This is a genomic window from Polaribacter septentrionalilitoris, from assembly GCF_009832745.1.
GTDB classification, from domain to species: Bacteria; Bacteroidota; Bacteroidia; order Flavobacteriales; family Flavobacteriaceae; genus Polaribacter; species Polaribacter septentrionalilitoris.
The window spans coordinates 238262-258751 of sequence record NZ_VRMJ01000041.1; the positions used below are offsets into that span (position 1 = coordinate 238262).

The window sequence follows — 20490 nt, forward strand, 5'->3', positions numbered from 1 at the left end:
CTTTAAGAATGTCGCAATTTATTAGTGTTTTTGATATGTTGAAAATTGGTGTTGGTCCATCAAGTTCACATACATTAGGTCCTTGGAGGGCTGCCCAAGAATGGATTCAGAAATTAAGAGACACGTCTCTTTTTGTGTTTATTGATGCTGTTAAAGTTGATTTATACGGTTCTTTGTCTTTAACCGGAAAGGGGCATGCAACAGACTTGGCTATTTTGTTGGGATTAAGTGAAGCTGATCCAGAATACATCCCTATTGAAGATATTTATACGATTGTTGATAGGATAAACGTACAGAAAGAATTGCATTTTAAAGGAGGAAAAAACATTGTATTTCCAAACGATTCAATTCAATTTCATAAAGAGTTTTTACCATTTCATGCAAACGGAGTAACCTTTAGAGGGTTTTCTGAGGGCAAAGAAATTTCAACAGAAACGTATTATTCAATTGGTGGAGGATTTATCATTCAAGAAAATGACAGTTTAGAAGAAGAAATAGAAATCAACAAGCAAAATTTTCCTTATCCTATAAATCGTGCTAAACAATTGGAAGAGTATTGTGAAAGAGATGGTTTATTGATTTCAGAAATTGTTTTTAAAAATGAATTGGAAATCAATTCAGCATCAAAAATCGATCTAGAGTTAGATCGTATTTGGGACACCATGCTAGAGTGTATGTATATTGGTTGTCATACTAAAGGAATACTTCCAGGAGGATTAAATGTAAAAAGACGTGCTTATGATACACATCAAAAGCTTATTAAAGATGGCGAATACTCAAACCCAAAAGAATGGATTACTGCTATTAGAAGTATAGAAGTAAAGTTTAGAGAGATTTTAAAATGGGTGAGTTGTTTTGCTCTGTCAGTTAATGAAGTAAATGCTTCTCTAGGAAGGGTTGTTACAGCACCTACAAACGGAAGTGCAGGTGTAATTCCTGCAGTTTTAATGTATTATTTAGTGATAGAAAATCATGATGCAGATTTTAAAGAAATCAAGCAGTTTTTATTAACAGCTGGAGAAATTGGCAGTATTTTTAAAAAGAATGCCACAATTTCAGCGGCAATGGGAGGCTGTCAAGCAGAAATTGGTGTTTCCTCTGCAATGGCAGCAGGAGCATTAACAGAATTGTTAGGAGGTACACCTGCACAATCTTTGGTGGCAGCAGAAATAGCAATGGAACATCACTTGGGTTTAACTTGTGATCCTATTGGAGGTTTGGTACAAGTACCTTGTATTGAGCGAAATTCTATGGGAGCCATTAAAGCCATAAATGCAGCAGAAATGGCGTTAGAAACTGATCCAAAAGAGGTAAAAGTTCCTTTAGATAAAGTTATTGATACCATGTGGGAAACTGCAAAGGATATGCACAAAAACTACAAAGAAACCTCTGAAGGTGGTTTAGCAATTAATGTTGGTTTAGCAGATTGTTAAAATAATTACGAATTCGTAATTATCAATTTAAAATTACCTCGTAAACACCAAATCAGTTTCAGTAGATAGTTCCTCAGAAAAACCATAACCCTCAACATTAAAACCTTTTAAATCTTCTATGGTTTCCACATTATTTTCTACAATATATCTAACCATATAACCACGTGCCATTTTTGCATACGTCATAATGGTTTTATATTGTCCGTTTTTAAAATCTTTAAAAACAGGTGTAATCATGGGTGCTTTTAATGCTTTTTTAGGTAATGCTTTAAAATATTCTGTACTCGCCAAGTTAATAAGTAACTCATCATCTTCTAATTCTTCATTTAAAGATTTTGCTAAAGTATCGTCCCAAAACTTGTATAAATTATCTCTTCTTCCTACTTTTAAACGTGTTCCCATTTCTAAACGATAAGGCTGAATTAAATCTAAAGGTTTTAATAATCCATACAATCCAGAAAGAATTCGCAAGCGATCTTGTAAAAGAGGTAATTTTTCTTCTGCCAATGAGTTGACATCAATTCCTTGAAAAACGGCACCTGTAAATGCATAAATTGCTTGTTTTGCGTTTTCTGGAGTAAAAGGTGTTGCCCAGTTTTGGTTGCGTTCGTAGTTTAATCTTGCCAAGTCATCAGAAATAGACATTAAATCTGATAGTTTATTTTTTGATAATGTTTTTAACTTTTTGTTCAGTTTTTCTGATTGGTCTAAGAAACGAGGTTGTGTGTGTAAATTTGTAGGTACTTTGCTTTCAAAGTCTAAAGATTTCGCTGGAGATATGATTATTTTCATTAGAAATAAGGTGCTTTTATATTGTGATATAAAAATACAAATGATTTCAAAAACAGGTAAGTGATATCGCAAATTAATATCAATAAAACTATTTATAAAATTGATACAATCCTTAGAAATCAAATTAATTTTATAAATTCATCAAACTAATGTGAAAAATTAGGGTCAAAAGAATAGAAACTAATAACCCAATACTTGAGTAAAGACGCTGAACTTGTAAAAAAGTTAAAAGATCCTACACTAAAAGATAAAGCTTTTAGTGAGTTGCTAGACGTCTATCAAGAGCGTTTGTATTGGCATATTAGAAAATTGGTAACTACACACGAAAACGCAGATGATGTCTTGCAAAACACCTTTGTAAGAGTGTACAAAAGCATCCATAAATTTGAGGAAAAAAGTACATTACATACTTGGATGTATAGAATTGCTTATAATGAATCTATGCGTTTATTAGAGAAAAACAATAAGAAATCGTTTGATGATATTGATGAGATTTCAAGCAGTCATTTAGAAGTTTTATTTGAAGACGAATATTTTGATGGAAATGAAATTCAGCGAAAATTACAACAGATTATAGACGGATTAAAAGAAAAGCAAAAAAGGGTTTTTCAAATGAAATATTTTGATGATTTGAGTTTTCGGCAGATATCCGAAATTTTAAGTATCTCAGAAAGCACATTAAAATCGACCTATTATACAGTGGTCAAAATTATAGAAGAAAAAATAGTGATATAAATCCAAACTATTTTTAAAAAGTAGGGTCTAACTATTAAATTATGGAAAAAACATCAGAAAATAACAACAAGAACAACTTTCTAAAAGAAGGTATGCAAAATGATGTTTCTAAACATCATAAAGATTATTTAGGAACAACAATTCCAGAAGGATACTTTGTAAAGTCGAAACTTTCGATTTTAGAGAAAATCAAAGAAGAAGAAGGAACTGAAGTTCCTAAAAAGAAAAAAATATTTTGGATGCATGCTAATTTTAAATATGCTGTAGCTGCATCTTTGGTTTTTATATTGAGTTTAACCATTTGGTTACAAAGTTCTAATACAAGTAATGAAACACAAGTTCAAGTAGAATTATTGTCTTTTAATGATGATGTTTTAATCAACTCATTATTTGTAGAGGATGACGAATTAGAAGCGTATGCAAAGACTACTTTAATAAATGAAGTAGTGATAAAAGCAGAACTATCTGAACAAAAAATGGATGACTTAATCTTAGATTCTATGATTTTAGACGACTCATTATCAGATGGTAAGTTTATTGAAACATTAATTTTATAATTTTTTTCAAACTATTTTAGAAAATGCAGTTCTAAGAAATAGAAACAATTATTAATTAAACATTTACATTATGAAAACTTCAATTTCAAAAGAGAATATCTTAAAATCTAGTATTTTATTTTTCTCAATTACAGCGTTTGTTTTATCAGCTTTAGTATTTACCTCTTGTTCAGAATCAGAAGGATTAGAATCTTCTTCTAGTGACGAGGTATTAATATCAAAAATTGAAACAGCAGCAAAAGTAGCGGTATCTGAATCAGTTTTACCAGCAACAACTCAATCAAGTTTTAACGGAGAATTGGCTGACAGTACTCCTGAGTCCATTCAATTCGCAGAGGGTTTAGGTTACAAAGTTTCATTATATACTTTTAATGAATCTAGAGAAGAATTTAATAGTGATGTCTATTTTTCTTTACAAGGAAGACAATTAGAGGATACAAATGAAAAAAGAGGAAAAAAGAGACGTAAATGTTTTGAGTTTGTTTTTCCAATTGATTTTATCATGCCAGATAATTCATCAATCACTTTAAATAGTAAAGAAGACTGGACTTTAATTAGAGATTGGGTAAAAGCAAATCCAGATGCTACAGAACGTCCAGAATTGGTTTTTCCAATAGATGTTACTTTAAAAGATGGCACAGTACAAACTTTGTTAGATAGAGATGAGTTAAAAGCAGTGAAAGAAGCATGTAGAAAAGGAAAAGATAAAAGAAAATGTTTTAGATTGGTATTGCCTGTAAGTTTCACTATGCCAGATGCTACTGTTATAACAGTAGATGAAAGAAAAGATTTTAGAGAAATTAGAAGATGGCACAAGGCAAATCCAGATGCAACAGAAAGAGGAATGTTAAATTTTCCTGTTGACATTACTTATAAAGACGGAACTACTGCAACAATTAATGATGCAGATGAAATGAAAGCAGCCAAACAAAGCTGTAGAGATTAATTAAAATTTAGTATTTTAGTAGTTGAGCAAATTAAATAAAAAAATGAAAATCAAAACCATCATTTTACAAGTTAGCTTTATGAGTTTGATGCTTTTTGGAGGTGCAATTTTTGCTCAGGACTCTAACTACAAGTTAATTACAAAAGAACTTACTGCTGCTCAAAAGACTTTGTTGCAAAAAGAACGAGAGGTCATGAAAGCAAATAGAGAAGCTTTTAAAGCCACATTAACTAATGAGCAATTGGCAATTCTAAAAGATAAAACAATCTCTAAAAACGAAATTAGAAAACGGTTGGTATCTACATTCACCAAAACACAAAGAGAGTTGGTGAGAAATCAACAAGTTCGTTTAAGAAAAACAAGAGAGAGTTTTAGAAAAACCTTAACTAGAGAGCAAAGAAAAATGCTAAAAGAAAGGATAGATAAAATTAGAAAAGCGAAAGATAGAGGTGAGTTAAAAAATGGTCCTAGACAAGACAATCCTAATGGAAGAAAAATAAGACCAAAAAGGAATTAACGTACATTAATGATTAATTTTTATCAAGAAATAAAAATAAAATTACAAGTTTTAGGGTTGCTATTGTTTACAATGGCAACCTCTTTTTGTTCTTATGCGCAAGATAATAGAAGTGATGAGGATATAGATATTATTCTAGATGATTTGTTTTTTAGCGACCAACAATTTATAGACGAACTTATTGAAGGAGGAACCTCTTACAATTTCCTATACACCTCAATAGGGTACAGTACCAATACTTTTTTTTCAGGTAGAGATTCTGGTACAGATCAGTTTAATGTCATTCCACAAATTTCTTATTATCACTCTTCAGGATTTAACGCTAGTATTTCAGGGATTTACTATCAAAATTTTGACCCACACTGGGATTTTACAAGTGTTTCTTTGGGGTACTTAAATACACTCGGAAAAAAAGATAATTTTATTTACAATGTTGGATATACCAAGTTTTTTTATGCTGATGATTTTGATGATTTTACGAATTCTATTGATGTAAGTTTTGGGGTTAGAAATAAAAAAAGAACTTTAGGAACAACACTTTCAGCATCTTATTTGTTTGGATCAGATGAATCTTACCAAATTGTTTCTAGTTCTTTTGCAAGAATAAATTTACTAAGAAAAGCTACATATGCCTTAAGGTTAAGGCCTACCATAAGTTTTATTGCAGCAAAACAAACCTATACTTTTTTGCAACGTTTTAGAACTAGACCTTTTTTAAGACCAGTTTCTTTAGAGGTTTTTAATGTTTTAAATACGCAGATTTCTATTCCTTTATCATTTACAACAAAATCTTGGGATTTTGAACTAAGCTACTACTTAAATTTACCCAATGCAGTAGCTAACGAAAGTGATTTGTCAAACACTAGTTTCTTTAATTTTTCTGTTGGTTATTTATTTGATTTGAGTAGATAAATTTTAAATAAATATTTTTTGCATTTAATTATTAATCGTAATATTGCAATAAATAAATTAATATGGGTTTAACCAAGTCAGAAATATTTACCAAAGAACAAAATCAAATTGCAGAAATTGCAAAAGTTTTAGGACATCCTGCAAGAATTGCCATTTTAGATTTTCTAATAAAATTACAATCGTGTGTTTGTGGAGACTTAGTAAAAGAAATTGGTTTGGCACAACCCACAATTTCTCAACACTTAAAAGAGTTGAAACGAGTAGGAATCATCAAAGGAAAAATAGAAGGAACTAGTGTTTGCTATTGTATTGATGAAGAAAACTGGAATCAAATTAAAGCGACTTTAAACCACTTTTTAAATAAAAATCCAACAGAAAACTGTTGTTAACTAAATATAGAATGAGCATTAACAAGCAAATAGAAGAAACAATTTCTACTTTAAAAACGGAAAGTATTTCTCAAGAAAGAAAACAAGTATTACAACCTTTAGTCGATTTTATTCAAGAAAAGAAAACTGCTAAAAAGACGATACATCTTAATTTTATTTGTACCCATAATTCAAGAAGAAGTCATTTAACTCAGATTTGGGCAAAAACAATGGCAGCATACTTTGATATTAAGAATGTAAACACCTACTCAGGAGGCACAGAAGCCACAGCAATGTTTCCAAAAGTAGGAGAAACTTTAGTGAATCAAGGGTTCAAAATTCAGAAAATAGCTGAAGTTAAAAATCCTATTTATGCCATTAAATATAATGATAACTCACAGCCTATTATCGGTTTTTCAAAAAAATATGATGATGAATTCAACCCAAAATCAGAGTTTGCTGCAATTATGACTTGTTCTCATGCTGATGGAAATTGTCCTTTTATATCTGGAGCAGCAAAAAGAATTCCAATTACATATGAAGACCCAAAACTATTTGATGAAACTCCACAACAAGCTGAGAAGTATTTAGAAAGAAGTATACAAATTGCAACAGAAATGTATTATGTATTCTCAACTATTAATAAATAACATACAATTATGAAATTATCAGAAATAAAAAATCATTTACAGAATTTAGATCAAATAGCATTTCAGTTGCCTAATGGTAAATTAGTTCCTAGTCATTTTCATGTAACTGAGGTTGGTAAAATTACCAAAGATTTTATTGATTGTGGAGGCAAAGTTAGAAACGAAACTGTAATTAATTTTCAACTTTGGGAAGAAAATGATTACGATCACAGATTGCATCCAGAGAAATTATTAAAGATTATTGAATTGTCTAAAAAAACATTCAATTTTGATGATTTAGAAATAGAGGTAGAATACCAAGGAAAAGAAACTATTGGCAAATACAATTTAGATTTTGATGGCAAACACTTTTTACTAACTTCTAAAGTAACAGCTTGTTTGGCTTTAGATGCTTGTGGAATACCTGCTCAGAAACCAAGAATCAGAATTTCTGAATTAGGGCAAACCTCTTGTTGTGATCCTAGTTCTGGCTGTTGTTAAATTATTTGCTAACTTTTTTCTTATTTAATGTTAAACATTTAAATTTAAAGAGTAAATAAATAGAGATGATAGTTGTAAAGGCAGTAGAGGTGGCTTCAGAATATTTAAAAAGGTATTTTCCAGACGTCAAAAATATACGAATGGAAGAGTTTGAATTGACAGAAGATAAAGAATTTTGGTTTATCACGTTAAGCTATACAGAACAAACTTCGCCTGATAAATCTGTACAGGAAAACACAAAATTCAAGATATTTAAAATAGAAAACGAAACTTTTTTGGTGTTTTCTATGAAGACAAAAGAATTTAAATCAGTCTAAATTTTACAATAGAACTAAAATTCATCTTTAGAATGCTCAGAATAGGTTCTCCATTTATCTAAGCAATCAGTAATATCTTGAGGAACTTCTGAGTTAAATTGCAAAAATTCTCCAGTTGTTGGATGTGTAAAACCCAATGTTTTAGCATGTAAAGCTTGTCTTGGTAATACTTTAAAACAGTTCTGTACAAACTGTTTGTATTTGGTGAAAGTGGTCCCTTTTAAAATGTCATTACCTCCATAACGCTCATCATTAAAAAGTGTATGACCAATATGTTTAAAATGTGCTCTAATTTGATGAGTTCTACCAGTTTCTAATTTACATTGTACTAAAGTAACATAAGTTAAACGCTCTAGAACTTTAAAATGAGTTACTGCATGTTTTCCAAAATCACCATCAGGGAAAACAGACATTTGCAAACGATTTTTTAAACTACGTCCAATATTACCTTCTATTCTACCTTCATCTTCTTCAATATTTCCCCAAACCAAAGCATAATACAAACGTTCTGTAGTACGATCAAAAAATTGTTTTGATAAATGTGCAAGAGCATATTCAGTTTTTGCTACCACTAACAATCCACTGGTATCTTTATCAATTCGATGCACCAAACCTGGTCTTTCGTTAGAATTTGTTGGTAAATTTTCTATATGATGAATAAGACCATTTACCAAAGTTCCAGAATAGTTTCCATGACCAGGATGAACCACCATTCCTGCAGGTTTGTTTACAACAATTACATCATCATCTTCATGTACAATGTCTAAAGGAATATCTTCTGCAACCAATAAGTTTTCATGGGGTGGATATGCCAAAACAACACGAACAACATCTTTAGGTTTTACTTTATGATTGGATTTTACTGCAATATCATTCACTAAAATATTGCCTGTTTTTGCAGCTTGCTGAATTTTATTTCTAGTAGCGTTTTCTATAAAATTCATTAAAAATTTATCAACCCGTAAAGGTACTTGACCATCACCAGCAACAAATTTGTAATGTTCATACAAATCGTCGTTTTCTATATCTTGAGGTTTATTTTCCTGCATTATAACTTCTCCTAAATCTATCTAATTTCCTTTTCCATCACCTAAAACCAAATCTACAATAGAATTTAAAGGGAGTTTGTCTCCTGGGTTAATCACCTTATTTTTATAACGTAATCCACGAACAACATCTTTACCAATATCATGTACATATGTAAATTCTGTTCCTACATTTAAACCAATAGAACGCAATTGAGAAGTTGCTTGTCTTTTTGTACGCCCGTTTAAATCAGGAATTGTAATATCTCTATACTTCGATGGATTTAAAGTTAAGTAAATTTTTCGTTTTTCTTTCACAAAACCTCCTGCCTCTGGACTTTGTTCTATTACAGATTTTTTTGGATATTCAGGATTATAACTTGCGCTATCAATTACTATAAAATCTAGATTCATTTCCTTCAATTTTAAATCAACATCCTCTAAACTCATTTTATGCAAATTAGGAACTTGTATTTTTTGATCATGATTAGTTGTAATTCCTAACCAATATTTTAATGCAAAAACAAAGATCAACAAACCAATAATTGCAAAAACAACTTGTTTTAAGAAAGACTTACTTATTAAAAATTTAAAAAGACTCATTTTTTGATTTTAAGAACATACAAAGATATAAAAACTAAACGTTGCCTTTTCTATTATTATTTTGATAAATTTGTTTTATTATTCTAGTTTTTTATGAAGAAGAACATTGCAATTGTTATGGGCGGATATTCATCCGAAGTTAATATTTCTTTAAAAAGTGGAAATGTTGTTTACAATCATTTAGATAAAGAAAAATATAATCCTTATCGAGTTCATATCCTAGAAGAAAAATGGGTTGCTTTAGATGCTGATGATAATGAATTCTTCATTAATAAACATGATTTTTCTTTTACAAAAAACAATAAGACAATCACTTTTCATTGTGTTTTTAATGCAATTCACGGAGCTCCAGGTGAAAATGGGAAGTTATTAAGTTATTTAGAACTTTTAAATATTCCGCATACATCTGCACCATTTTATCAAATGGCGCTAACTTTTAATAAGAGAGATACCTTAAGCGTTGTAAAAGAATATGGCATTAAAACGGCTGTTTCTGTGTATTTGAATAAAGGTGATGAAATAAACCTTCAAAAAATTATCAATAAAGTAGGATTACCTTGTTTTATTAAGCCAAATAATGCAGGTTCTAGTTACGGAATTTCTAAAGTACATACTTTAGAAGAAATGATGCCCGCAATAGAAAAAGCCTACAAAGAAGATTCAGAAATATTGATAGAATCTTTTTTAGATGGTACAGAAGTTTCTGTAGGGGTAATTCAATACAAAGGAGAGTTAAAAGTTTTACCAATTACAGAAATTGTTTCTGAAAATGATTTTTTTGATTATGAGGCCAAATATGAAGGGAAATCTCAAGAAATAACTCCTGCAAGAATATCTAAAGAAGAACATCAACAAGTAGCAAAAACTGCTAAAAAAGTATATTTAATTTTAAATATGTCAGGATTTTCACGTTCTGAATATATTTTAGTAAATTGCGAACCATATTTCTTAGAAATGAATACTGTTCCAGGGCTAACAGAAGAAAGCATTTTGCCGCAGCAAGCACAAGAAGCAGGAATATCATTAAAAGAACTATTTGATAATGCAATAGAAAGTTCCCTCAATAGATTATAACAGAGCACTTTTAGTTCTAGTATAAAATATTTTTCTATTTTTATTGATTATTATTAACTATACTTTACAGTATAAAAGAGGGAACATGAAACGAGCAATTTTTCCGGGATCTTTTGATCCAATTACTTCTGGACATCATGATATTATTACTAGAGGAGTAACATTATTTGATGAATTAATCATTGCTATTGGTGTGAATTCTGAAAAAAAATATATGTTCTCTCTAGAACAACGTAAAAAGTTTATCGAAGACTCTTTTGCAGATAATCCAAAAATAAAAGTAGTTACTTACAAAGGTTTAACTGTTGATTTTTGCCAAGAAAATAATGTTGAATTTATTTTACGAGGTTTAAGAAATCCTGCAGATTTTGAATTCGAGAAATCCATAGCCCATACAAATAGAGATTTAGCGCCCATAGAAACTGTGTTTTTATTAACAGCAGCAAGTACATCATATATCTCATCATCAATTGTAAGAGATGTGATAAGTAATAATGGAGATTACACAAAATTAGTACCCAATAGTGTTAGAATTAATAAATAAAACAATTAATAGTAAATTAAATAAAATGAAGAAAAATTTAGTTATGATCATCTTATTGATGATATCCTTTGTTAGCTTTTCTCAGTCTTCTTATCATAAAGCAGGAGATACTCTTTATTACTCAAATAATAGAGCAACCCCCGTAAAAACAAGCACTTTAGTAATTATAAAAGAAACTAATGTTGGAAAAAACAGCAATGTTTATAAAGTAAACAAATTTGTATTGGATAACTCTAGAAACGAATATGTTTTAGACTCTAAATTTACTACAAATGGCTTACAGGTTTTAAAAGCTAATGGTCATTTCGAGTCTTATTATGAAAACGGGAATAAAGAATCTGAAGGAGAAACTGTAAATGGTAAAAAAACTAATGGGATTTGGACATATTACTATGAAAACGGTAAGAAAAAATCCGAAGAAAAATTGTCATCAGGTACTTATTTTAGCGATAAAACAGAAAATTTAATCATAAGTTATTGGGATCATAATGGAGAGCAAACAGTAATTGACGGAAATGGTTTTGCAGAATACCGAGATAAAGAAGGTTTAATTGAGAAAGGAAGTTATAAAAAAGGCCTAAAAAATGGGCTATGGACAGCTTTTGATGGAGAAATAAAAAAATATGAAGAAACTTATAAGAAAGGAAAACTTACCAAAGGAAAAAGCTGGAACCTTGAAGGAGAAAGTTTTTCTTATAAAGAGGTAAGTTCATTAGCATATTATAAGAAAAAAGATAATAACAATGCTATAAAAAAGTATGTTGACAAACAATTTAACTCAAATACGGCAGGAATTGCAGGAAATATTCATGCACATTTTTTAGTTACTAAAGAAGGTTTTGTGGGTAATGTTAAAATTGTAAGAGGGATAACGCCAGATTACAATACAGAAGTTGTGCGCATATTATCTGGAATGAGTGGATGGACACCAGCTAAAAAAAGAGGTCAACCTTACAATTCAACTTACAGTTTAAGTTTACGTTTTACAGAATAGTTTTATGAGAAAAGTAATCGTATTACTTCTTTTTTTAAGTGTTTACTCCTGTAATAAAAGTAATAATAAAAAGAAAGATTTTACAACACTTTTCGAAAAAACAAAAGGATCTGAAACTCCAGAATACAAAGCTGTTATTTCTTATTACAAAGATTTGGCATCAGCATATTCTGGAGTTTCGTTATTTTCTTTTGGACAAACAGATTCAGGAGAACCTTTACATTTGGTGGTATATAGCCAGGAAGAAATCTATAATGTCGATGAAATTAAGACTTCATCAAAGAACAGAATTCTAATTAATAATGGAATTCATCCAGGAGAATCAGATGGTATTGATGCTTCTATGATGCTAATTAGAGATATTGCTCAAAATGATTCTCTTAAAGAAAAATACAAAAACACACTTATTTGTATTATTCCAGTTTACAATATTGGAGGTGCTCTAAATAGAAATTCTCATACAAGGGCAAATCAAAAAGGACCAAAAGAATATGGTTTTAGAGGAAATGCCCGAAATTTTGATTTAAATAGAGATTTTATAAAGCAAGACACTAAAAACGCAGCTACTTTTGCAGAAATTTTTCATACTGTAAATCCAGACGTCTTTATAGATAATCATGTGAGTAATGGTGCAGATTATCAATATGCAATAACTCACTTGTTTACTCAGCATAATAAACTTGGAGGTAGTTTAGGAAAGTTTTTAGAAACTGAAATGCGGCCTTATTTAGAAAAGTCATTGGTAGAAAAAGAGATTCCAATTACTCCTTATGTTAATGTTTGGGGAACAACTCCAGAAACTGGCTTTTCTCAGTTTTTTGATTCTCCAAGATATTCAACAGGATATACAACACTGTTTCATACCTTAGGATTAATGGTAGAAACACATATGTTAAAACCTTATAAGATTAGAGTTGAACAAACCTATGAATTAATGTTTTCTGCATTGGATTTTACCAATAAAAAATCCAAAGAAATTAAAGACTTAAGAAGTAAAGCTCTAGATGAAATTTTATCAAATAAAACATATCCAATTGCTTTTAAAGTAGATAGAGGTAATCCAACAGAACTTCAGTTTAAAGGTTACGAAGGAACTGTTATTGATAGTAAAGTTACTTCTGGTAAACGTTTGTTTTATGATAAAACGAAACCATTTACAAAAGCAACTAAATATTTTAATAATTTTCTAGCGACTAAAGAAGTAAGAATACCAAAAGCCTATATTTTACAACAAGGATGGCATAAAGTAATTGATCGATTAAAACAAAACAAAATTACGTTTACAAGATTTAAAAAAGACACTACAATTAAAGTTGAAGTGAATCATATAGATGATTTTAAAACAAGAAATACAGCTTACGAAGGGCATTATTTACATTATAATACAACCATAAAAAAATCTTCAAAAGCAATTCAATTTAGAAAAGGAGATCTGTACATTCCAACGAACCAAAATGGTGTGCGCTACTTGTTAGAAACTTTAGAAGCAGAAGCTACAGATTCATTTTTTAATTGGAATTTTTTCGATTCTGTTCTACAACAAAAAGAAGGTTACTCAGCTTATGTTTTTGAGGATGTTGCAGAAGAGTTGTTGGCTAAAAATCCATCACTAAAAAAACAGTTTGAAGAGAGGTTACAAAATGATGAAGCCTTTGCTAAGAACTCAAGAGCACAACTGAACTTTATTTATAAAAGTTCTTCTCACTACGAAAAAGCGCACTTACGATTACCCATTTTTAAGGTAAATTAAATATGATAAGATTTTTAATAGTTGTAGTTTTAGTAACTTTTTTTAGCTGCAATAAATCAGAAATGAAAAAAGAAAAACAAATTGATTTCTACATAGGCACATATACAAATGAAGGTAGTGAAGGTATTTATAAGTACTCTATTGATGAAAAAGGAATATTGTCCAAAATAGGTTTAGTAGCTAAAACCGAAAACCCTACTTTTTTAGCAAAATCTGATGATAAAAAAACACTATTTGCTGTAGCAGAAACAAATATAAATGGAACTGGTTTTGTAAAGTCATATAGAATTGAAAAAGATACTTTACACTTAATTAGTAAAGAAGAATCTGGTGGTGCAGGACCTTGTTTTATTACAATCAATAAAGATAATTATGTATTAACTGCAAATTATGGTGGTGGAAGTGTTGGGTTATTAAAAGCTAATAAATCAGGAAAATTATCAAAATTATTGGATGTTCAAAAGCATTATGGAAATGGAACAACAGACAGACAAAAATCACCTCATGCTCATTCAACTTGGTTTCATCCTGCTAAAAAAGAAATTATATCTGTAGATTTAGGAACAAATGAATTGTGGTTTTCTACTATTGATGAAAAAGAAAAAACCTTAGTATTATCTAAACAAAGTAAACTAAAAATGGCAGATGGTTCAGGTCCAAGGCATTTAACTTTTCATCCAAATAACAAATGGATTTATGTATTAAATGAACTAAACAATACTGTTTCTTTAGTGAAAGAAAATGAAAGTTTTTATAATATAGATGCTACAGTTTCAATGTTGCCAGCTAATTATTCTAAATATGCAAAAGCAGCGGATATTCATATTTCGAGTGATGGTAATTTCTTATATGGCTCTAATAGAGGGCATAATTCAATAGTTATTTATAAAGTAAACCCTAAAGATGGATCTTTAAGTTTGATTGGTTTTGAAAAAGTAAGAGGAGCTAATCCTAGGAATTTTTCATTAACTCCAGATAATAATTTTTTGTTAGTAGCCAATCAAGACACAAATAATATCATTTCTTTTAAAAGAGATGCTAAAACAGGAGAACTTACATTTGTAAGCGAAATTTCTGCACCAAATCCCGTTTGCATTTTGTTCTAAAATTTGTGTAACTTGTAGTTTTTAAAAAAATTATAAGTGAGCAAAATTTTATCAATTAACGGAAAAACATATATTGTTGACGTACAAGACGAAATGTCTTTGTTGTGGGCTATCAGGGATATTGTAGGATTAACAGGAACTAAATTTGGATGTGGAGTTGCACAATGTGGTGCTTGTTCTATTTTAATTGATGGTAAACTCACAAAATCTTGCAGTATGCCAGTTTCTTATGGCATAGGAAAAGAGATTTTTACTATTGAAGGAACTTCAGAAAATTTAGAGTTTTTAAGAAAAACTTGGAATAATGGAAATGTGCCACAATGTGGATATTGTCAATCTGGTCAACTCATTGCAGCAACTGCTTTATTAGATAAAATTGATAACCCAACAGACACAGATATTGATAATGCCATGTCTGATAATATTTGTAGATGTGGTACATATACAAGAATTCGAAAAGCAATTCATAAAGCTGTTGAACTTAAAAATGAAGAAAATGAGTAAGATTCAACAAATTCATCGTCGAGATTTTATAAAACTTTTAGGAGTAGCTTCAACAGGAATTCTTTTGGGTTGCAATGTTACTTCTGATAAAAAAGATTTTATTCCACAAGTAGCAGGTGTCTTTAATCCCAATGTATTTATTCATTTAGAAAAAAATGGAAACGTTACCCTTATCGCTTCTCGATCAGAAATGGGGCAAGGAATTAGAACCTCTTTAGCATCAGCAATTGCAGATGAACTAGAAGCTGATTGGAAATACATTTCTGTAAAACAAGCCACTGGAGACGAAAAATATGGCAACCAAAATACAGATGGTTCAAGAAGTGTTCGTACTCGTTTAGAGCCTATGCGTAAAATGGGAGCAGCTGCAAAAATGATGTTAATTACCGCAGCTGCAAAAAAATGGAAGGTTACTGAAGCTAAATGTAAAGCCGAAAATCATTTTGTGATAAATACAGTTACAAATGATAAAATTTTCTATGGTGATTTGGTTGATGAAGCCACGAAAATTCCTATTCCAGATGATGAAAAAATTCAATTAAAAAAAGTTGAAGATTTTAATTACATAGGCAAAACATTAAAAAGTGTCGATTTAAAAGACTTTACTCATGGAACAGCAACTTATGGAATTGATGTTCGAATTCCAAATTTAAAGTTTGCTGCAATAGCAAGGTGTCCAGTTACTTTTGGAACCTTAAAAAGTGTGGATAAATCTGATGCCAAAAATACTCATGGAGTAGAGCAAGTTATAGAATTGGAAAGAATTGTTCCTCCAATTGGTCAGTTTTTTGGAGCTTTAGGTGGAGTAGCTGTAATTGCAAATAATACTTGGTCTGCAATTCAAGGAAAACTGAATTTAAATTTAAAGTGGAATTATGGCGAAAATCAATCTTTTGATACCGATAAATTCAAGAATAAGTTAACAGAAAGAGTGCACCAAATAGGAAAAGTAGTTCCTGGAAGTAGAGGTAATGTTTCTAATGCTTTTAAAAATGCAGAAAAGATAATAGAAGCCACTTATCATGTACCCTTTTTAGTACATGCACCCATGGAAGTTCCTAATGCTACTGCTTGGTTTCAAGAGGATAAAATAGATGTTTGGGCACCATTACAAGATCCGCAAACTGCTAGAGCAGAATTAGCTCATTTTTTTGATATTCCATTAAAAAATATTACTATTAATGTTACTTTTTTAGGAGGAGGTTTTGGACGAAAATCTAAGTCAGATTTTGTAGTAGAAGCTGTAGCTTTATCCAAAAAGATAAATAATCCAGTACAAGTTGTATGGACTAGGGAAGATGATATTAAACACAGTTTTTATCATGCTTGTAGTAGTCAATATTTAAAAGGTGCTATAGGTAAAAACGGACAAGTTTTAGGCTGGTTACAGCGTGTTGGGTTTCCATCAATTGTATCGTCATTCAAACCCATGTCAGAATATGCATCTGGTTTAGAGTTGAATCAAGGTTTTACCAATAACCCTTATCGTTTACAGAATTTTAGATTAGAAAATGTCAAGGCTGAATCGCATTTAAGAATTGGTTGGTTACGATCAGTTGTGCATATTCATAGTGGTTTTGGAAATAATTCTTTTGTGGATGAAATGGCGTTTGCAGCTCAAAAAGATCCAGTAGAATTTCATTTAGATTTAATTGGAAAAGATAGAGTTGTTAAAGGAAGATCAAAATTTCCTTACGATTCAAAACGAATGAAAGATGTGTTAAAAAAGACAGCTAAAAATGCCAATTGGGGAAAGAAATCATCAAAAAATCATGGTTTAGGAGTGGCAATTCATTATAGTTTTTACAGTTATGTAGCCACAATAGTTGAGGTTTCGGTAAAAAATGAAAAAGTTAAGATTGAAAATGTTTGGACAACTATAGATTGTGGATTGGCATTAAATAGAGACAATATAAAAAACCAGTTAGAAGGTGCTGCTATTTTTGGAATGTCGATTGCGTTATATGGTAAAATTTCTACCAAAGAAGGCGCTGTAGAACAAAACAATTTTTTCGATTATCAAATGACCAGAATGAAAGACGCACCTAAAATTCATATTGAAATTATGGATAAAATGCATGAACCTCCAACAGGTGTTGGTGAACCAGGTGTTCCTGTAATTGCACCAGCCATTTGTAATGCTGTTTTTAATGCCACAGGAAAAAGAGTTAGAAGTTTACCTTTAATCGATGAAGGCTTGGTGTAAAACCTATTCTAAAAAAAATCTTAAAGCTTATACTCACCAAGTGGTTTAGGAAAATCTTCAGGATTTGCTGCTAAATGATAGCGTGGATCATCTATATCTTCTACAATAACATCTTTAAAAATAGGATTCGCTTTATAAAGCAAAATTTTACAATCTTCACTTAAATGCTTTAGTGATATTTTTTTATTTGCAGCTTTGTATTTTTCAACTAAGGCTGTAATAGCTTCTATAGCTGAATGATCAGATACACGCGCTTCAACAAAGTCAATTTCCACAATATCTGGATCATTTTTTATATCAAACTTTTCATTAAAAGCAGAAATGCTTCCAAAGAACAAAGGTCCCCAAATTTCATAGATTTTTGTTCCGTCTTCTTTGTAGCGCTTTCTTGCTCTAATTCTTCTTGCATTTTCCCAAGCAAAAACTAAGGCAGAAACAATTACACCTAAAAACACAGCAACTGCTAAATCAACAAAAACAGTAACAGCAGAAACTAAAATTAAAACAAATGCATCAGATTTAGGTATTTTCTTTAATATTCTAAAACTAGACCAAGCAAAGGTTTCAATAACCATCATAAACATAACTCCAACTAAAGCTGCAATTGGTACCATTTCTATATATTTATCAGCAAAAAGGATAAAACTTAATAAGGTTAATGCCATCATTACACCAGACAAACGCCCTCTACCACCAGCATTAATGTTAATTACAGTCTGTCCAATCATTCCACAACCACCAGTTCCACCAAACAAACCAGAAATAATATTTCCAGAACCTTGTGCAATACATTCTCTATTTCCATTTCCTCTGGTTTCTGTTAATTCATCAACCAAGTTCATTGTCATTAGTGTTTCTATTAAACCTACAGAAGCTGCTAAAAAAGCAGGTAATGCAATAAATTGTAAAGTATCTAAGTTAAAAGGTAAATTTTGCCATAGCTCCATACTAGGAGTTGGGAATTCACCTTTTAAACCTGTTCCTCCTCCTTCTATAATATAAGAACCAACAGTAGTTGTATCAATATCAAAACCAATAACTAGTAAAGAAGTTACAAGAATTGCAGTTAAAGCAGCTGGGAGTTTTTTAGTGATTTTTGGTAATAACCAAATAATTCCCATGGTTAGCAAAACCAAACCAAGCATCGTATACAATTCTGTTCCTTGCATAAAAGTACTTTTGTATTCATTTACTCCTTCAGCAGAAACTGACAATGATTTGTGTGAAAACATTTTTACCTGAGCAATAAAAATCACGATAGATAAACCGTTTACAAAACCCATCATCACAGAATGAGGAATTAAACGAACAAATTTCCCTAATTTAAAAACTCCGGCAAAAATTTGAATAACTCCCATTAAAACCACACAAGCCATTAAATAGAAAAAGCCCATGTTTTCTATAGGTTGATCTAGTAGCATCCCTTTTGTATGACCTTCTGAAATCATATGAACAAAAATTACAGCAACAGCTCCAGCAGCACCAGAAATTAAACCAGGTCTACCTCCAAAAATAGCTGTAATTAACCCAATAATAAAAGCACCAGAAAGTGCCATTAAAGGGTCTATTTGAGCCACAAAAGCAAAGGCAACTACTTCTGGAATCATTGCAAGAGAAACAGTTACACCAGCTAAGACATCGTCTTTGGCATTAGGAATAATTTTTCTGAAATATTGAGTCATTCTATGTCGATTTTCAAGTGGGCAAAGATAGAATGTTTTTTTAGAAAACTATCCTTGTTGATAATTATCATACACTAATTTAATATTTGCATAAGAATTTTGTAAAATTTCATTGATTTCACTTACTTTTTTAAAAGCAACTTTAGTGATTCCTTCTTCAGTTTGAGGTGTTAGCTTTTTATTGTTTTCAGACTTCATTAAAAACCAGTAAGTTTTTTTAAGGTTTATGCCTTTATGATAATAAATATGATAAGTAGTTACTATGGGTTTTACCAACTTTAAATTAGAAATCCCACATTCTTCTTCAACCTCTCTAATAGCGGCAATTTCTTTTGTCTCTCCTTGTTCTATCCAACCTTTAGGTAAATCCCAAATGTTATTTCTGTATATAAACAATAATTCTTTTTTTTGATTTACCACTAAACCTCCAGCAGCTGGAATAATATTTAAATGAGAACAAAATATCTTCCAATCACGCAGTAAATCAGTGCAGTATAAGTTTATTCCATCAATTTTTAGATTATTTATTTTATGTAAAACATCATCAAATGAAATATCGTCAAATGCATAAATTGGAAAATTATTTTCTTTTTTTTGTGAAGAAGTAAAAATTATTGGGCTATCATTTACAAAAACTTTATACATTTGTGATATGATTTTAAACAAAGATACGGCAAAAAAAACAGCCGAACTTTTGTTGCAGATTAAGGCAATAAAGTTAAGTCCAAGTGAACCATTCAATTGGGCATCAGGCTGGAAATCGCCAATATATTGCGATAACAGAATTACGTTATCATATCCTCCAGTTCGTGTTTTTTTAAAAGAAGAAATTGCAAAAATTGTAGAAAAAGAATATGGTAAACCAGATGTAATTGCGGGTGTAGCTACAGGCGCAATCGCTATCGGAATTTTAGTGGCTCAAGAACTTGGTGTTCCGTTTATTTACGTTAGACCAGAACCGAAAAAACACGGTAGACAAAACCAAATAGAAGGTCATTTAGAAAGTGGTCAGAATGTGGTGGTAATAGAAGATTTAATAAGTACAGGGAAAAGTAGTTTAAATGCTGTAGAAGCATTAAAAGAAGCTGGTGGAGTTGTAAAAGGTATGGTAGCAATTTTTTCTTATGGATTTGATTTAGCAACCGAAAACTTTAAAGAAAAAGGAGTTGGGTTAACTACATTAAGTGATTACGAGAGCTTATTAGACCAGGCTTTAGATAGTACCTACATTACTCAAAAAGAACTCCGTACTTTAAATGATTGGAGAAAGAATCCAAGTGAATGGAATCAATAAA

At 30.6% G+C, this 20490-nt stretch carries 23 protein-coding genes; 18 read left to right on the forward strand and 5 right to left on the reverse strand.

Features of this window, described 5'->3' with window-relative positions:
• Positions 1-8 precede the first annotated feature (8 nt).
• Entirely contained in the window at positions 9-1433 is a 1425-nt protein-coding gene (locus FP421_RS11235) for an L-serine ammonia-lyase (RefSeq protein WP_159950668.1), read from the forward strand.
• Positions 1434-1466: 33 nt separating this feature from the next.
• Here FP421_RS11235 and yaaA read toward each other — a convergent pair whose 3' ends face one another.
• Positions 1467-2225: a peroxide stress protein YaaA gene (yaaA, locus tag FP421_RS11240; protein WP_159950670.1), complete on the reverse strand. Its 759-nt coding sequence runs from the start codon at positions 2223-2225 to the stop codon at positions 1467-1469.
• Positions 2226-2420: 195 nt separating this feature from the next.
• Here yaaA and FP421_RS11245 point away from each other — a divergent pair, with 195 nt between their 5' ends.
• The 9 genes from FP421_RS11245 to FP421_RS11285 all read left to right on the forward strand — a co-directional run bounded on the left by FP421_RS11245 (position 2421) and on the right by FP421_RS11285 (position 7707).
• On the forward strand, positions 2421-2960 hold the full coding sequence (locus FP421_RS11245) for an RNA polymerase sigma factor (protein ID WP_159950672.1): 540 nt from the start codon (positions 2421-2423) through the stop codon (positions 2958-2960).
• Positions 2961-3001: 41 nt separating this feature from the next.
• The gene (locus FP421_RS11250; RefSeq protein ID WP_159950674.1) at positions 3002-3517 is read left to right on the forward strand and encodes a hypothetical protein; all 516 of its coding nucleotides are present in this window, start codon (positions 3002-3004) and stop codon (positions 3515-3517) included.
• 70 nt (positions 3518-3587) lie between these two features.
• A complete protein-coding gene (locus FP421_RS11255) occupies positions 3588-4463 on the forward strand; it encodes a hypothetical protein (RefSeq protein WP_159950675.1) in 876 nt (291 codons plus the stop codon).
• A gap of 43 nt (positions 4464-4506) precedes the next feature.
• Positions 4507-4980: a hypothetical protein gene (locus tag FP421_RS11260; RefSeq protein WP_159950676.1), complete on the forward strand. Its 474-nt coding sequence runs from the start codon at positions 4507-4509 to the stop codon at positions 4978-4980.
• 9 nt (positions 4981-4989) lie between these two features.
• Complete coding sequence (locus tag FP421_RS11265) at positions 4990-5892, forward strand: hypothetical protein (protein WP_159950677.1); 903 nt, start codon at positions 4990-4992, stop codon at positions 5890-5892.
• A gap of 62 nt (positions 5893-5954) precedes the next feature.
• A complete protein-coding gene (locus FP421_RS11270; protein ID WP_159950678.1) occupies positions 5955-6281 on the forward strand; it encodes an ArsR/SmtB family transcription factor in 327 nt (108 codons plus the stop codon).
• 11 nt (positions 6282-6292) lie between these two features.
• Positions 6293-6910: an arsenate-mycothiol transferase ArsC gene (locus FP421_RS11275; protein WP_159950679.1), complete on the forward strand. Its 618-nt coding sequence runs from the start codon at positions 6293-6295 to the stop codon at positions 6908-6910.
• A gap of 9 nt (positions 6911-6919) precedes the next feature.
• Positions 6920-7390 (forward strand): DUF6428 family protein, encoded by a 471-nt coding sequence (locus FP421_RS11280; RefSeq protein ID WP_159950680.1) that lies wholly within the window; start codon positions 6920-6922, stop codon positions 7388-7390.
• Between the two features lie 65 nt (positions 7391-7455).
• Entirely contained in the window at positions 7456-7707 is a 252-nt protein-coding gene (locus FP421_RS11285) for a hypothetical protein (protein WP_159950681.1), read from the forward strand.
• Positions 7708-7721: 14 nt separating this feature from the next.
• Here the strand turns inward: FP421_RS11285 and FP421_RS11290 are convergent, their stop codons facing one another.
• Entirely contained in the window at positions 7722-8756 is a 1035-nt protein-coding gene (locus tag FP421_RS11290) for an RluA family pseudouridine synthase (RefSeq protein WP_159950682.1), read from the reverse strand.
• 21 nt (positions 8757-8777) lie between these two features.
• Positions 8778-9335 (reverse strand): PASTA domain-containing protein, encoded by a 558-nt coding sequence (locus FP421_RS11295; RefSeq protein WP_159950683.1) that lies wholly within the window; start codon positions 9333-9335, stop codon positions 8778-8780.
• 93 nt (positions 9336-9428) lie between these two features.
• Between FP421_RS11295 and FP421_RS11300 the strand changes: the two genes are divergently transcribed.
• From FP421_RS11300 to FP421_RS11330, 7 genes are all read left to right on the forward strand, one after another.
• On the forward strand, positions 9429-10409 hold the full coding sequence (locus FP421_RS11300) for a D-alanine--D-alanine ligase (RefSeq protein WP_159950685.1): 981 nt from the start codon (positions 9429-9431) through the stop codon (positions 10407-10409).
• An 85-nt stretch (positions 10410-10494) separates the two neighbouring features.
• The gene (gene coaD, locus FP421_RS11305) at positions 10495-10953 is read left to right on the forward strand and encodes a pantetheine-phosphate adenylyltransferase (RefSeq protein ID WP_159950687.1); all 459 of its coding nucleotides are present in this window, start codon (positions 10495-10497) and stop codon (positions 10951-10953) included.
• A gap of 25 nt (positions 10954-10978) precedes the next feature.
• Positions 10979-11947, forward strand: coding sequence for an energy transducer TonB (locus FP421_RS11310; protein ID WP_159950689.1), 969 nt, complete (start codon positions 10979-10981; stop codon positions 11945-11947).
• Positions 11948-11951: 4 nt separating this feature from the next.
• A complete protein-coding gene (locus FP421_RS11315) occupies positions 11952-13697 on the forward strand; it encodes a M14 family metallopeptidase (protein WP_159950691.1) in 1746 nt (581 codons plus the stop codon).
• Between the two features lie 62 nt (positions 13698-13759).
• Complete coding sequence (locus FP421_RS11320) at positions 13760-14803, forward strand: lactonase family protein (protein WP_236548101.1); 1044 nt, start codon at positions 13760-13762, stop codon at positions 14801-14803.
• A gap of 36 nt (positions 14804-14839) precedes the next feature.
• The gene (locus FP421_RS11325; protein ID WP_159950695.1) at positions 14840-15307 is read left to right on the forward strand and encodes a (2Fe-2S)-binding protein; all 468 of its coding nucleotides are present in this window, start codon (positions 14840-14842) and stop codon (positions 15305-15307) included.
• On the forward strand, positions 15300-17513 hold the full coding sequence (locus tag FP421_RS11330) for a xanthine dehydrogenase family protein molybdopterin-binding subunit (RefSeq protein WP_159950697.1): 2214 nt from the start codon (positions 15300-15302) through the stop codon (positions 17511-17513). The genes FP421_RS11325 and FP421_RS11330 overlap by 8 nt, the downstream gene beginning before the upstream one ends.
• 20 nt (positions 17514-17533) lie before the next feature.
• Here FP421_RS11330 and FP421_RS11335 read toward each other — a convergent pair whose 3' ends face one another.
• Together FP421_RS11335 and FP421_RS11340 are read right to left on the reverse strand one after the other, a co-directional pair.
• A complete protein-coding gene (locus tag FP421_RS11335; protein ID WP_159950699.1) occupies positions 17534-19195 on the reverse strand; it encodes a SulP family inorganic anion transporter in 1662 nt (553 codons plus the stop codon).
• A gap of 48 nt (positions 19196-19243) precedes the next feature.
• Positions 19244-19840 carry an NUDIX hydrolase gene (locus FP421_RS11340; RefSeq protein WP_159950701.1) on the reverse strand — a complete coding sequence of 199 codons (597 nt, stop codon included), beginning with the start codon at positions 19838-19840 and terminating at the stop codon, positions 19244-19246.
• Positions 19841-19847: 7 nt separating this feature from the next.
• Between FP421_RS11340 and pyrE the strand changes: the two genes are divergently transcribed.
• Positions 19848-20489, forward strand: coding sequence for an orotate phosphoribosyltransferase (gene pyrE / locus FP421_RS11345; protein ID WP_159950703.1), 642 nt, complete (start codon positions 19848-19850; stop codon positions 20487-20489).
• The last annotated feature ends 1 nt before the right edge of the window (position 20490 follow it).

Bases quoted from the DNA above. Each gene is read 5' to 3' on its own strand.
- FP421_RS11260 (WP_159950676.1), top strand. From the start codon at position 4,507: ATGAAAATCAAAACCATCATTTTACAAGTTAGCTTTATGAGTTTGATG.
- FP421_RS11265 (WP_159950677.1), top strand. From the start codon at position 4,990: ATGATTAATTTTTATCAAGAAATAAAAATAAAATTACAAGTTTTAGGG.
- FP421_RS11320 (WP_236548101.1), top strand. From the start codon at position 13,760: ATGAAAAAAGAAAAACAAATTGATTTCTACATAGGCACATATACAAAT.
- yaaA (WP_159950670.1), bottom strand. From the start codon at position 2,225: ATGAAAATAATCATATCTCCAGCGAAATCTTTAGACTTTGAAAGCAAA.
- FP421_RS11285 (WP_159950681.1), top strand. From the start codon at position 7,456: ATGATAGTTGTAAAGGCAGTAGAGGTGGCTTCAGAATATTTAAAAAGG.
- FP421_RS11280 (WP_159950680.1), top strand. From the start codon at position 6,920: ATGAAATTATCAGAAATAAAAAATCATTTACAGAATTTAGATCAAATA.
- FP421_RS11290 (WP_159950682.1), bottom strand. From the start codon at position 8,756: ATGCAGGAAAATAAACCTCAAGATATAGAAAACGACGATTTGTATGAA.
- FP421_RS11335 (WP_159950699.1), bottom strand. From the start codon at position 19,195: ATGACTCAATATTTCAGAAAAATTATTCCTAATGCCAAAGACGATGTC.
- FP421_RS11315 (WP_159950691.1), top strand. From the start codon at position 11,952: ATGAGAAAAGTAATCGTATTACTTCTTTTTTTAAGTGTTTACTCCTGT.
- FP421_RS11300 (WP_159950685.1), top strand. From the start codon at position 9,429: ATGAAGAAGAACATTGCAATTGTTATGGGCGGATATTCATCCGAAGTT.
- FP421_RS11250 (WP_159950674.1), top strand. From the start codon at position 3,002: ATGGAAAAAACATCAGAAAATAACAACAAGAACAACTTTCTAAAAGAA.
- FP421_RS11275 (WP_159950679.1), top strand. From the start codon at position 6,293: ATGAGCATTAACAAGCAAATAGAAGAAACAATTTCTACTTTAAAAACG.
- FP421_RS11295 (WP_159950683.1), bottom strand. From the start codon at position 9,335: ATGAGTCTTTTTAAATTTTTAATAAGTAAGTCTTTCTTAAAACAAGTT.
- pyrE (WP_159950703.1), top strand. From the start codon at position 19,848: ATGATTTTAAACAAAGATACGGCAAAAAAAACAGCCGAACTTTTGTTG.
- FP421_RS11330 (WP_159950697.1), top strand. From the start codon at position 15,300: ATGAGTAAGATTCAACAAATTCATCGTCGAGATTTTATAAAACTTTTA.
- FP421_RS11255 (WP_159950675.1), top strand. From the start codon at position 3,588: ATGAAAACTTCAATTTCAAAAGAGAATATCTTAAAATCTAGTATTTTA.
- FP421_RS11340 (WP_159950701.1), bottom strand. From the start codon at position 19,840: ATGTATAAAGTTTTTGTAAATGATAGCCCAATAATTTTTACTTCTTCA.
- FP421_RS11310 (WP_159950689.1), top strand. From the start codon at position 10,979: ATGAAGAAAAATTTAGTTATGATCATCTTATTGATGATATCCTTTGTT.
- coaD (WP_159950687.1), top strand. From the start codon at position 10,495: ATGAAACGAGCAATTTTTCCGGGATCTTTTGATCCAATTACTTCTGGA.
- FP421_RS11235 (WP_159950668.1), top strand. From the start codon at position 9: ATGTCGCAATTTATTAGTGTTTTTGATATGTTGAAAATTGGTGTTGGT.
- FP421_RS11270 (WP_159950678.1), top strand. From the start codon at position 5,955: ATGGGTTTAACCAAGTCAGAAATATTTACCAAAGAACAAAATCAAATT.